The 12,441-nt window shown below is 71.7% G+C and carries 8 protein-coding genes; 4 read left to right on the top strand and 4 right to left on the bottom strand.

Annotated elements, in window-relative coordinates; all coding sequences use genetic code 11:
• Nucleotides 1–3 precede the first annotated feature (3 nt).
• Entirely contained in the window at nt 4–825 is an 822-nt protein-coding gene (locus A3IC_RS56835) for a CAP domain-containing protein (RefSeq protein ID WP_158696117.1), read from the bottom strand.
• A gap of 352 nt (nt 826–1,177) precedes the next feature.
• Here A3IC_RS56835 and A3IC_RS65330 point away from each other — a divergent pair, with 352 nt between their 5' ends.
• Together A3IC_RS65330 and smc are read left to right on the top strand one after the other, a co-directional pair.
• The gene (locus A3IC_RS65330; RefSeq protein WP_078975259.1) at nt 1,178–1,384 is read left to right on the top strand and encodes a hypothetical protein; all 207 of its coding nucleotides are present in this window, start codon (nt 1,178–1,180) and stop codon (nt 1,382–1,384) included.
• 400 nt (nt 1,385–1,784) lie between these two features.
• Complete coding sequence (smc, locus tag A3IC_RS0127370; RefSeq protein ID WP_020553263.1) at nt 1,785–5,459, top strand: chromosome segregation protein SMC; 3,675 nt, start codon at nt 1,785–1,787, stop codon at nt 5,457–5,459.
• A gap of 120 nt (nt 5,460–5,579) precedes the next feature.
• Here the strand turns inward: smc and A3IC_RS0127365 are convergent, their stop codons facing one another.
• Nucleotides 5,580–6,575, bottom strand: a complete 996-nt coding sequence (locus A3IC_RS0127365; protein WP_020553262.1) for an LLM class flavin-dependent oxidoreductase — start codon at nt 6,573–6,575, stop codon at nt 5,580–5,582.
• Between the two features lie 201 nt (nt 6,576–6,776).
• Here A3IC_RS0127365 and ftsY point away from each other — a divergent pair, with 201 nt between their 5' ends.
• On the top strand, nt 6,777–7,961 hold the full coding sequence (gene ftsY, locus A3IC_RS0127360; RefSeq protein ID WP_020553261.1) for a signal recognition particle-docking protein FtsY: 1,185 nt from the start codon (nt 6,777–6,779) through the stop codon (nt 7,959–7,961).
• A gap of 91 nt (nt 7,962–8,052) precedes the next feature.
• On the opposite strand, the gene A3IC_RS0127355 is transcribed toward ftsY, so the two are convergent.
• Nucleotides 8,053–8,745 (bottom strand): bifunctional DNA primase/polymerase, encoded by a 693-nt coding sequence (locus A3IC_RS0127355; RefSeq protein ID WP_020553260.1) that lies wholly within the window; start codon nt 8,743–8,745, stop codon nt 8,053–8,055.
• A 287-nt stretch (nt 8,746–9,032) separates the two neighbouring features.
• Here A3IC_RS0127355 and A3IC_RS0127350 point away from each other — a divergent pair, with 287 nt between their 5' ends.
• Nucleotides 9,033–10,547, top strand: a complete 1,515-nt coding sequence (locus A3IC_RS0127350) for an NsdA family TPR-like regulatory protein (protein WP_020553259.1) — start codon at nt 9,033–9,035, stop codon at nt 10,545–10,547.
• 58 nt (nt 10,548–10,605) lie between these two features.
• On the opposite strand, the gene A3IC_RS0127345 is transcribed toward A3IC_RS0127350, so the two are convergent.
• Nucleotides 10,606–12,153 carry an ABC transporter substrate-binding protein gene (locus A3IC_RS0127345; protein ID WP_026218804.1) on the bottom strand — a complete coding sequence of 516 codons (1,548 nt, stop codon included), beginning with the start codon at nt 12,151–12,153 and terminating at the stop codon, nt 10,606–10,608.
• Nucleotides 12,154–12,441 lie beyond the last annotated feature (288 nt).

Genomic DNA, 12,441 nt, shown 5'->3' with positions numbered 1-12,441 from the left:
GGGTCAGCGGCCGAACTCCTGGGTCCACCAGGGGCCGTTGGCGCCCTCCCGGATGCCGACGCCGAGCTTGGTCAGGCCGCAGTCGAGGATGTTGCGGCGGTGGCCGGGGCTGTTCATCCAGGCGCGCATCACCGCGTCGGCGGTCTTTTGGCCGCGCGCTATGTTCTCCGCGCCCAGATAGCTCACACCGGCCTTCTCGGCGCGGTCCCACGGGGTCAGGCCCTCGGGCGTGTTGTGGTCGAAGTAGTCGCGGTCGGCCATGTCCGCGCTGTGCGCGCGGGCCAGCGCGACCAGCTTGGCGTCGCTCTTGACCGGACCGCAGCCCGCGCTCGCGCGCTCCTCGTTGACCACCGCGAGCACCTTGTCCTCGGGGCCGCTCGGCGGGTTCGCCGCGCTCGTGGTCGGGGTGCCGGCGGGTTTGCTCGGCGTCGCGCTCCTGGTCGGGGTGGCGGCCGCGCTCGTGGTCGGCGCGTCGGGCGGCGTGCTCGCCGTGGGTGCGGCGCTCGCCGTGGGCAGCGGGGTCCGGCCGGTGGTCGCCGCGCCCGGGAGCAGGCTTCGGGACGCCTCGTCGCCGGTGCGGTCGCCCCCGGCGCCGCCGGGCGCGGCGGAGCCGTCGAGGGCGTGCCCGGGCAGCGGTCCGTCGGCGCCCGCGACCCGGTTGGCGGAGGACTCGCCGGCGCGGTCCGAGACGACCAGGCCGGCCACCGTGCCGCCCACCGCGAGCAGGGCCAACAGGGCGAGCAGGGGAGTGATGCGTCGGCGGTGCGACTTCGCGCGTCGTCGACGCGGATGGGCCGGGGCCGAGGTACGACTGTGCCGAGCCATGGAGGGTTGGGTCACCTTCCGGCAGGGGATATCAGTTCACCCGAACGGGTGTGGTGCCGGAGTGACTCTAGGGCACGGCCGTCCGGAGTTGGCGGACAACCGGAATCTTCTTGACTGGGGAGGTCGAAAGATGATCTCGTACACCCAGCACGACAGCCGTCACCCCAGTCCGCGGTCGAACCGCGTTTGATCGGGTGAAGGTCTCGTTATCGTGCCGTTATGATATTGACCTCCTGCGATTTTGGTGCGACGCTGGAAGCCCGCGCACCCTATCAGGAGCCTTGCGGCCGGGTGCCACATTTAGACCCGCGAATCTGCGTGGTCATTCATTTTCAGCGTGGAGGACCCTCTCATGGCGAAGGCGCTTCTCGGTTATGTCGGTGGCCCCGATCCCCGACTGCTCGCCGAGAATCGACGGCTCCAGCAGCGTGTTCGTGACCTGGAAACGGAACTTGTCCGTGCCCAGGAGCGTAACGACGCGCTCAACGCCGCCGCTTCGGACGAGCTGCTTGCCGGCTTCGACGTCTCCGCGGCGGAACCTGCACTTTCGCGAGCGTAGGTCCGCGTAAGCGATAACCAGGGACGCCTTCAGGCGTCCCTTTGTCGTTTCCGGGCCCGCGGCCGTGTCGCGGCCGTCGACCCGAGTTGCCTGCTGGTGACCCAAGCCGTTACCTGTCGGTGACTCTTGTTCCGTGGCCCTGTTCCGTGGCCCGCGCTCCGTGGGCCCGCTGCTCCGTGGCCCTTGTCGTTCAACCCCGGGTCCCGATCCCCGCGCGACCCCTGCGACGCGCGCCGAAGCGCGCCCGGTACCTCGATTTCCCGTTGCCCGTCCCGCCCTGCCCCCTTGTGCCCACCCGCTCGCTTCCAGCTGTTGATACCCCCATCCGGGGCGCTCGACACGCCCGCGATCGGACCGAGCGGGCGAATGGTCCGGGTCGTGCCGACTACTCTTTCGTCGCGTGCACCTGAAGAGTCTGACCCTGCGTGGCTTCAAGTCCTTCGCGTCGGCGACGACGCTGCGCTTCGAGCCGGGGATCACCTGTGTGGTCGGGCCCAACGGTTCCGGCAAGTCGAACGTGGTCGACGCACTGTCGTGGGTGATGGGCGAGCAGGGTGCCAAGACGCTGCGCGGCGGCAAGATGGAGGACGTCATCTTCGCCGGCACCTCCGGGCGACCGCCGCTCGGGCGGGCCGAGGTGAGCCTGACCATCGACAACGCCGACGGCGCGCTGCCCATCGACTACTCCGAAGTCACCATCACCCGGCGGATGTTCCGCAACGGCGGCTCGGAGTACGAGATCAACGGCAGCACCTGCCGGCTGCTGGACATCCAGGAACTGCTCTCCGACTCCGGCATCGGCCGGGAGATGCACGTGATCGTCGGCCAGGGCCGGCTCGACGCGGTGCTGCAGGCCGACCCGGCGGGGCGACGTGCGTTCATCGAGGAGGCCGCGGGCGTCCTCAAGCACCGCAAGCGCAAGGAGAAGGCGCTGCGCAAGCTGGACGCGATGCAGGCCAATCTGACTCGGGTGCAGGACCTGACCAACGAACTGCGCAGGCAACTCAAGCCGCTCGGACGCCAGGCCCAGGTGGCCCGCCGGGCCGCGGCGATCCAGGCCGACCTGCGGGACGCGCGGCTGCGGCTGCTCGCCGACGACCTGGTGCGGCTCGAGAGCGCGCTGGCCGAGGAGGTCGCGGACGAGGCCGCGCTGCGTGAGCGGCGCACCGCCGTGGAGCGCGACCTCGCACTGGTTCAGGCGCGTGAGGCACAACTGGAGACCGAGGCGCGGGTTATGGCGCCGCGGCTGGCCCGGGCGCAGGAGACCTGGTACGCGTTGTCCGCGCAGGCCGAGCGGGTGCGCGGCACGGCGGGGCTGGCCCGACAGCGGGTCCGGCACGCGAGCTCGGCGCCCGCCGACGAGCGGCGCGGACGCGACCCGCAGGACATGGAGCGCGAGGCCGAGCGGATCCGCGAGCAGGAGGCGGAACTGGCCGCCGCGCTCGAATCGGCGCAGGTCGAGCTGGCCGAGACGGTGGAGCGGCGCGGCGAGTTGGAACGGGCCCTGGTCGAGGAGGAGCGCCGGCTCAGGGAGGTCGCCCGGGCGCTGGCGGACCGTCGCGAGGGGCTGGCCCGCCTGGTCGGCCGGGTCGGCGCCGCGCGCAGTCGGGTGGCCGCGGCGGAGGCCGAGATCGGTCGGCTGGTCGGTGCGCGGGACCAGGCACAGGAGCGTGCGGTCGCGGCGCAGGAGGATTACGAGCAGCTCCGGCTCGGCGTCGAGGGCGCGCCACGGGACGCGGGCGCGTCACCGGACGACGGCAGTCGGGGGATCGCCGCGATCGAGGCCCGGTTGGACACGGCCCGGGAGGTGTTGGCCGAGGCCGAGGAGACGTTGGCGCTCACCCGCGACGCGGAGAAGGAGGCCGAGCGGGAGCGGTCGGCGGTGCTCGCGCGCAAGGAGGCCCTGGAGCCGGCGCTCCGGCGCAAGGACGGCAGCGGCGCGCTGCTCGCCGCGGGGGACCGGCTGTCCGGTGTGCTGGGCACGGTGGCCGCCCTGATCACCGTCGAGCACGGCGCCGAGCAGGCGATCGCGGCGGCGCTTGGGGCGGCCTCGGACGCGGTCGCGGTGACCGGTGTGCAGCCGGCCGTGGACGCGTTGCGGCTGCTGCGCAAGGACGACGCGGGCCGGGCCGCGCTGCTGCTCGGCGGGGTCGCGGCGCGGGAGGCGGCGGCCGGTGGGCCGGCGGATTGGCCGCGGCTGCCGGCGGGGGTGGTCTACGCGGCGCGCCTGGTGTCCGTACCGGAGGAGTTGCGCGGCGCGGTGTATCCGCTGCTCGATCGGGTCGCGGTGGTGGAGGATCTCACCGCCGCCGCCGACCTGGTCCGGACGCTGCCCGGGGTGCGCGCGGTCACCCGCGAGGGTGATCTGGTCGGCGAAGGCTTCGCGCACGGCGGGTCGGCGAGTGCGCCGAGCCTGCTGGAGGTGCAGGCGGCGGTGGACGAGGCGGCCGAGCGGGCGGCGGCGTTGACCGAGCGGTGTGCCCGGTTGGCCGAGGCGCTGGCCGGTGCGGTGGCGACCCGGCGGGAGGCGGCGGCCGCGGTCGAGCGGATCACCGCGCAGCGGCGCGAGGCGGAGCACAAGGCCGCCGCGGCGGCGCAGCAGTTGGGCCGGCTCGGCGGGCAGGCCCGGGCGGCGGCGGGCGAGGCCGAGCGGTTGGCGCGGGCGGTGGCCGAGGCCGAGGCGGCGCGCGCGCAGGAGGAGCTCAAGGTCGAGGAGCTCGCGGCTCGGCTGGAGGCGGCGCAGGAGTACAACGCGGCCGAGGGCGACGAGGACCCGGACACCGCCGAGCGGGACCGGCTCGCGGGCGCCGCGAGCGCAGCGCGGCAGGCCGAGATGGAGGCCCGCCTCGCGGTGCGTACGCACGAGGAGCGGGGCCGGTCGCTGGCCGGCCGGGCCGACGCGCTGGATCGGGGTGCGCGGGCCGAGCGCGAGGCGCGGGCGAGCGCGGCCCGGCGCCGGGAGCGGATGGCGGTGGAGGCGCGGATCGCGGGCGCGGTGCTCGCGGGCACCGAGGTGCTGCTGCGCCATGTCGAGGCGTCGTTGGCCCGGGCCGGCGTCGAACGCGACGCGGCGGAGCGGGCCCGGGCCGCGCACGAGGCGGAGCTGGCCCGCGAGCGCGGCCGGTCCCGCGGCTTCGCCGCCGAGTTGGAGAAGTTGACCGACTCGGTGCACCGGGACGAGATGTTGCGCGCGGAGAAGCGGCTGCGGGTGGAGCAGTTGCAGGCCAAGTCCCTGGAGGAGCACGGGATCGAGGCCGAGGGCCTGCTGGCCGAGTACGGCCCAGACCAACTCGTACCGCCGTCGCCGCCGGCCGAGGGCGAGGAGCGCGCCCCGGATTCGCCGCAGGCGCAGCCGCGTCCGTACGTGCGGGCCGAACAGGAGAAGCGGCTGCGCGCGGCGGAGAAGGCGCACGTGCAACTGGGCAAGGTCAATCCGCTCGCGTTGGAGGAGTTCGCCGCCCTGGAGGAGCGGCACAACTTCCTGACCGAGCAGTTGGAGGATCTGAAGAAGACCCGCCGGGACCTGATGACGGTGGTCAAGGAAGTGGACGAGCGGGTCGAGCAGGTGTTCACGGCGGCCTATCACGACACCGCGCGCGAGTTCGTGGGCGTGTTCGCGCGATTGTTTCCGGGCGGCGAGGGTCGGCTGATCCTGACCGATCCGGACGACATGCTGACCACCGGCATCGAGGTGGAGGCCCGCCCGCCGGGCAAGAAGGTCAAGCGGCTGTCGCTGCTCTCCGGCGGTGAGCGCTCGTTGACCGCGGTGGCCCTGTTGGTGGCGATCTTCAAGGCCCGGCCCAGTCCGTTCTACGTGATGGACGAGGTCGAGGCGGCGCTGGACGACATGAATCTGCAGCGGCTGATCGGGATCTTCGCGGAGCTGCGGGAGAGTTCGCAGCTGATCGTGATCACCCACCAAAAGCGCACGATGGAGGTGGCCGACGCGCTGTACGGCGTCTCGATGCGCGGTGACGGAGTCACCACGGTGATCAGTCAGCGGCTGCGTCAGGAGGACCGGCGGGTCGCGTCCGAGCATGTGGAGCCGATGAGCGGGGTGTCCGCGGGCGGGTGAACACGGACGGCGGTCACACCCCGGTCGAGTCGAGGGTGTGACCGCCGCCGCCGCCGCTCGCGAGCCGGCCGGGTCACCGGGCCGGCGGGTCACCGAGTCGTTGTGCCACTCGGTGCTGTGTCACCCCGCCGGCACGTTGCGCGGCATGACCTTGTCGTTGAACAGCTGCAGGCTGGCCCAGCCCGCGTCGATCGGCAGACCGCCGACCAGCGGGTGCAGGATCAGTGCGTCGGTCAGGCCGCCGTTTTGGCCGATCTCGACGCACTCGTCGGGGGTGAGGCAGCAGTAGATGCCCTCCTCGCGCAGCGCGGCGACGGTGGTGGCCGAGGACTCGACCACCGAGGCTATGTCGGGCGTCTGCCAGCCGGCGTACGTGGTGGCCTCGTGCAGGAAGTACTCGCCGTACTCGGCCCACGCCTTGTCCGGGTCCTCGGTGCAGAAGATCATCCGGGTCTTGACCGGCGGCAGGATCGCGAAGCCGCCCTCGAAACCTTCCTCGGCCGCGAGCTCGTAGTAGTACTGCTCCAGCTCCGGAATCGGGGCCGCGGCGTAGAACGGCAGCCGCAGGCGGACCGCGCGGCGCACGGACGCCTTGGCGGTGCCACCGACCATGACCATCGGGTGCGGGTCGGTGAACGGCTTGGGGGTGACCCGGACGGTGGTGCCGCGGTATTCGAACGGCTCGCCGGTCCACGCCTTGAGCAGCGTCTCCAGCACCTCGTCCTGGATCTTCCCGCGCCGCTTCCAGTCCTTGCCCAGCGCCGCGTACTCCTCGGGCCGGTAGCCCAGGCCCGCGACGAGGGAGAGTCGGCCGCCGCTGATGTTGTCCAGGACGGCGATGTCCTCGGCGAGCCGGATCGGGTCGTACAGCGGGGCGAGCAGTGCGCAGACGATCACGCCGATCCGCTCGGTGGCGCCGAAGATCGCGCCTGCGGTGCTCAGCGGGGAAGGGCTCCACGCGTTGTCCGCGCCGTGGTGCTCCTCCAGGCTGATCATGTCGAACCCGTTCTTGTCCGCGAAGGCCGCCATCTCGACGGTGGCCCGGTAGCGCGCGGACATCTCCTGCCGGTCGAGACCGGGGAGGACCTGGTTGAACCGCAGATTCGTGACAGCCATGGAGCGTGAGCACCTTCCGGGTCGGGCCGAAGCCGTCTCGGACACGTGTCATCTGCCGGACGGCCCTTGGCATGGGCAAGCTATCTGACGCAGTGTCAGGATTCAACGGTCTCCGGGTCACGGGCGGGCGGCCGGGTTCGGACCCGCCGAGAGCGGGCGGTCGAGGTTCGGCGCCGGGCCGTCTGGGAGACTGGAGGTCCTATGGAGACTGTGATCCTGATCGTCGTCATTGCCCTCGTCGCCCTCGGCGCCGCCGGCTGGTTCGTGGTCGGCTCGCGCCGCAAGGGCGTGCCGCCGGCGCCGCCGCGCACACCGGTCGAGCCGGGTGTCGGCGACGAGGCCGCCCCGCCCGTCGAAGCGCCCCGGCGCACCATCGACACGGTCGATCTGCCGGAAACGTCGGTCGTCGTGCCGGCCGAGCCGGAACTCGTCCCGCTGGAGGTCCCCGAGCCCACGGCCGGGCGGTTGGTCCGGCTGCGTGCCCGGCTGGCCCGGTCGCAGACCACGTTCGGCAAGGGCCTGTTGGCGCTGCTCGCGCGTGAGCACCTGGACGAGGACACCTGGGAGGAGATCGAGGACACCCTGCTGACCGCCGATGTCGGCGTCGCGTCCACGCAGGAGCTGGTCGACCGCCTCCGGACCCGGGTCAAGGTGCTGGGCACCCGTACTCCCGCCGAACTGCGGGCGCTGCTGCACGAAGAACTGCTCACCCTGATCGGCCCCGACCTGGACCGCACCCTCAAGACCGCCCGGCACACCGGCGGAGAGAACGGCGACCGACCGGCCGTGGTGCTCGTGGTCGGCGTCAACGGCACCGGCAAGACCACCACGACCGGCAAGCTCGCCCGGGTGCTCGTCGCCGACGGCCGCAGTGTGGTGCTGGGCGCCGCGGACACCTTCCGCGCCGCCGCCGCCGACCAGTTGCAGACGTGGGGCGAGCGGGTCGGCGCCCACACGGTGCGCGGGCCGGAGGCGGGCGACCCGGCCAGCGTCGCGTTCGACGCGGTCAAGGAGGGCATCGCCGAGGGCGTGGACACGGTGCTCGTGGACACCGCCGGCCGGCTGCACACCAAGACCGGCCTGATGGACGAGCTGGGCAAGGTCAAGCGGGTGGTGGAGAAGCACGGCCCGGTGGACGAGGTACTGCTCGTGCTCGACGCCACCACCGGTCAGAACGGCCTGGTCCAGGCCCGGGTGTTCGCCGAGGTGGTGGACATCACCGGCATCGTGCTGACCAAGCTCGACGGCACCGCCAAGGGCGGCATCGTGGTCTCGGTACAGCGCGAGCTGGGTGTGCCGGTCAAGCTGATCGGCCTCGGCGAGGGGCCGGACGACCTGGCGCCGTTCGAGCCGTCCGCGTTCGTGGACGCGCTGATCGGGGACTGAGGACTGATCGGGGACCGAAGGGTCGCTCTCGAACGCCGGACGGGCCGACACGGCCCGTCCGGCGTTTTTCAGCGTGCCGGCCGCGCCCGGCTCAGGAGGCCAGCCACAGTCCTCGGCCGGTCGAGGAGGCGCCCCTGCGATGGCACGCGTAGGCCAGGGTGCCCAGGAGCAGGCGGGCCTCCGGGAGCGCGGCGTCGCCGCTCTCGGGCGGGCGGATCCACTCCACCGGGCCGAGCAGGCCCATCGGCGACGGTGGCCCGAACACGTAGTCGCCCTCGCCGTGGCAGCGCAGGTCCAACTCGGCGTCGTCCCAACCCATCTGGTAGAGCAGATGGGGCAGTTCGGCCGCCGCGCCGGGCGCGACCAGGAACACGACCCGCCCGGTCGGCGTGGCCAGGACCGGGCCCAGCGGGGTGCCCATCCGCTCCAACCGGACGAGAGCCCGGGTGCCCGCCTGGCGCGGCACGCTGATCGCGTCGAAGACCCGACCGGTGGGCACCACGATCGTGCTGTCCGGCCATTGCGACCACAGGTAACGCACCGCGGCCGGCGACGCGGTGGCCCGCTCCGACCAGCGCGGGTCCGCCGGGTGCATGCCCGGCGCGGCACACGTGACACGGCCGCACGAGCAGTGGGTGCCGCGTCCGTCGCGTACCAGGTGCGCGCCCTGGGCCACCGGCCAGCCGCGTTCCTCCGCGAACTCGGCCACCGCCTGCCACAGTGCGGCCCGCGTACGCCGGCGCGATCCGAGCATGATGTCCATGTCCTCCCCAACGGTGCTCATCACGTTTGGTTACGCTGTGACCGCAGTGAGTAATATCGACGGCTGTGTGGTTCGCGCGATATGAACGGGACCGGCAGCCGTCGTCGGCACTGTGTCGCCGATCAGTCAAACGCGGCCTCCCCCGTGGCGCGTCCCGGGCGCGTGGGGTGGCGAAGCCTGGCGTTTGCCGCATCGACCGACGCCTGCGGGCGAGTCGGAATACGTTCGGCGAACGGGCCTGCGCGTACGGTTCCCATCGGGGCCCGACGCCTGACCGGCCGGACCGCTGAGGGCATGGGGGCGATGCGGTGGCTACGACGCGAGCGCGGGACGGCGGGTCCGCGGACGATCACGAGCCGGACGGCGGGCGGCAGCCCAATGACCGGCTCTCCGCGTGGTTCGCCCGCAGTGGATGGTCCAAGGGCGAGTTGGCCCGTCAGGTGAACCGGCACGCGCGGGCGATGTCCGCCCCGCACGTCAGCACCGACACCTCCCGGGTACGCCGCTGGCTGGACGGCGAGCAGCCGCGCGAGCCGATACCGCGAATCCTGGCCGAGTTGTTCACCCGACGGTTCGGTCGCGTGGTCAGCATCGACGAACTGGGCCTGCGTGAGCCGGACGAGCCGCACGGCGACTTCGGCGTGGACCTGCCCTGGACCTTCGAGACGGTGGTCGAGATCCTCGGCGAGTACACCCGCGGCGATCTGCTGCTCGGCCGACAGGAGTTCGTCGGCCCATCGCTGCGTCTGGCGGCCGGTCGCGACCTGGTCGAGCCGCTCCAGCGCTGGGCGTCGCCGCTGCCCGCGACGCCGGCTGGGTTGATCGCGCCCGGCACCGGCACGGGCATGGATATCGGCATCGGCTCCGACGTGCGCCGGTCGCGGCTGCCGGCGTCCGCGACCGGGCATCTGCACGAGTCGGTCCGGCTGTTCCGGCGTTGGGACATGCAGGGCGGCGGTGGGCTGCGACGCAAGGCGGTGATCGGTCAACTCAACGCGCTCACCGACCTGTTGCGCGAGACGCACGCACCCGCCGTGCGGGCCCGGCTGCTCGGGCTGACCGCCGAACTCGCGCTGCTCGCCGGGTGGATGTCCTACGACACCGGCCTGCAGCCGGGGGCGCAGAAGTACATGGTGCTCGCCCTGCACGCGGCGAAGGAGTGCGACGACGCGCCGTTCGGGGCCAACGTGCTCGGGGTGATGTCCCGGCAGATGATCCACTACGAGTTGGCCGAGGACGCACTGGAGTTGATCCACCTGGCCCAGTACGGCAGCCGGGACACCGGCGGGGCCGGGCTCCAGGCGATGTTGTACGCGCTGGAGGGACGCGCGTACGGCGCGCTGGGTGACGCGCATCGATGTCGACGCGCACTGGGACTGGCCGAACAGGCGTTGGCGGACAGCCGGCCGCAGGCCGAGCCGGATTGGATCCGCTACTTCAACCGGGCCGAACTACTCGCCGAGAGCGGCCACGCCTATCGCGATCTCGCCTATACCCGACCGGCGTTCGTGACGCCGGCGAAGGAGCGGCTGAGCGAGAGCGTACGGCTGTTGCTGGGCACCGGCGAGTTCGTGCGCAGTCTCGCGCTCGCGCACGTGGGGCTGGCCACGGTGTTCCTGATCGAGCACGACCCGGCCGGCGCGGTCGAGCAGGCCACGGCGGCCCTGGAGATCGCCTTCCGGGTGCGCTCGGAGCGGCTGATCGTGCGACTGCGGCGCACCGTCGAGGCGCTGGCCGGGCGTTTCCCGGACGATCCGGCGGTGGGCGAACTGGCCGCCCGGGTGGCCCGCGAGCTGCCCGAGGCGCCGTTCCCGACCGCGTGACGCGCGTCGGCCCCCGCCCGCGCGTGACGGGCGGGGGCCGAACGGCGCCGGCGGCGGGCTACTTCAGCCCGATCCGGTCCATGAAGAAGACGCCGGTGTTGTACTGCACGACGCCGGTGACCTTCTTGTTGAACAGCACCCCGATCGAGGACTCGGCGTACGTCCACAGCGGCAGATCGGCGACCATCGCCTTCATCAGGTCCGAATAGGCCGCCTTGCGGGCCGCCGGGTCGGTCGAGCTGCGGCCGGCCACCAGCGCGCCGTCCACGGCCGGGTTGTTCCAGCCGACGAAGTTGGTCGGGCTCTTGGAGAACCAGTTGTTGAAGGCCAGCGGTTCGGGGTCGACCAGCCACTGCTGGAAGAGCATCGCCTGGAAGTCCTTGCGCAGTGCGTACTTCTCGATGTACGCGCCGATCTCCAGCGGCTCCAGCTTCATCGAGACGTTCTTGTACTCGGCCAGCTGGGTCTGCATCCACTCGGCGACCTTGACCGAGGACGGGTTCTGCGGCAGGAGGTAGGTGAACTCGACCTTCTTGCCCTCGCGCTCCAAGTCGTCGAAGAGCTGCTTGGCCTTGGCCTTGTCGGGGTTCGCCTGCACGTTCGCCGGGTCGAAGAACGGCGACTTCTGGGCGAAGTAGCCCTTCGCGGGCACGTAGCCGTTGGACAGCGTCTTGGGGATGCCGGCCGGGTCGAGGGCGAGGGTGATCGCCTGGCGCGCCCGCAGGTCGTCGAACGGCGGCTTGGTCATGTTGAACTGGATCATCTGGCCGCCGTCGACCGAACGCTGGACGACGCCGATCGCCTTTTCCGCCTGCGAGATGGTGGCGTTGTCGGAGCTCAGGAAGACGTCCGCGCCACCGCTGTTGACGGTGTTGTACTGCTGCTTGACGTCCGGCACGTTCTTGATCGTCAGCTTGTCCAGCTTGGGCAGGCCCTTGTCCTTCTGCCAGTAGTTCTCGTTCTTGACGTAGACCTGTTGGCTGCCGCGCGTCCAGCTCTCCAGCTTGAACGGTCCCGCGCCCACCGGCTTGTTGCGGTACTCGTCCGGACCCTTGGCCAGCGAGGCGGGCGAGGCGATGTAGGTCAGGTCGATGGCGATCGCGCGGTCCAGTTGGGCGTTCGGCATGCCCAGCGGGGTGACCTCCAGGGTGGTCGGGTCGACCACCTTGCTGGTCAGTCCGGCGGCTATCTGGCGATGCTGGGACTGGGTCTCCGCCTTGGCGTGCATGTCCCAGTTGAACTTGACCGCTTGTGCGTCGAGCGGCGTGCCGTCGGAGAACTTGACCCCAGGACGGAGCTTGAGCTGCCAGGTCTTGCCGTTGTCCGCGGTGGCCAGGCTCTCACCGAGGTGGGCCTTGACCGAGTTGTCCGCGGCGTCGATGTAGAACAGCGGGTCGTACAGGGCGGCCAGACGCGGCTCGTCGGCCACCGCGACGGACGCGGCCTTGAACGGGTCGAGCGAGGCGGAGTCCTGTACGGCCAGCATGGTCATGCTGCCGCCGGCCTTGGCCTCGCCCTGGACGGTCGACTGTTTGCCGCCGCCCGTGGATCCGGAGTCGTCCGAACCGCCACACGCGGTGGCGGTGATGCCGAGAACCACCATCATCGAAACGAGGGTCGTGCGACGTGCGGTCGTGCGTCGTGCAGACAACGTTCTTGCCACCTCCGCCGGGGAACAACACAACTGGTGCCGGGAGCCATGAGCGTGGAGCGGGAACAGCGAATCGGTACTGCGTGCGGCACACCGTAGGACCACTCGGCGCAACTTGCACGTACTGTAAGCCGATCTGTTACATCGTTACAGACAGTCGTCGAATCGTGTCGGATGCCCGCGCCCCCGGCGGTCGCGGGCCGGCCGGGAAGCCCGTCCGCACCTGGCGAACGAGCCTCCCGA

The organism is Embleya scabrispora DSM 41855, assembly GCF_000372745.1.
Lineage (GTDB): Bacteria > Actinomycetota > Actinomycetes > Streptomycetales > Streptomycetaceae > Embleya > Embleya scabrispora.
The sequence above is the reverse complement of the archived record's forward strand: the minus strand, read 5'-3'. Positions and strand labels throughout refer to the sequence as shown.

Bases quoted from the DNA above. Each gene is read 5' to 3' on its own strand.
- ftsY (WP_020553261.1), top strand. From the start codon at position 6,777: ATGGAGACTGTGATCCTGATCGTCGTCATTGCCCTCGTCGCCCTCGGC.
- A3IC_RS0127355 (WP_020553260.1), bottom strand. From the start codon at position 8,745: ATGAGCACCGTTGGGGAGGACATGGACATCATGCTCGGATCGCGCCGG.
- A3IC_RS65330 (WP_078975259.1), top strand. From the start codon at position 1,178: ATGGCGAAGGCGCTTCTCGGTTATGTCGGTGGCCCCGATCCCCGACTG.
- A3IC_RS0127345 (WP_026218804.1), bottom strand. From the start codon at position 12,153: ATGATGGTGGTTCTCGGCATCACCGCCACCGCGTGTGGCGGTTCGGAC.
- A3IC_RS56835 (WP_158696117.1), bottom strand. From the start codon at position 825: ATGGCTCGGCACAGTCGTACCTCGGCCCCGGCCCATCCGCGTCGACGA.
- A3IC_RS0127365 (WP_020553262.1), bottom strand. From the start codon at position 6,575: ATGGCTGTCACGAATCTGCGGTTCAACCAGGTCCTCCCCGGTCTCGAC.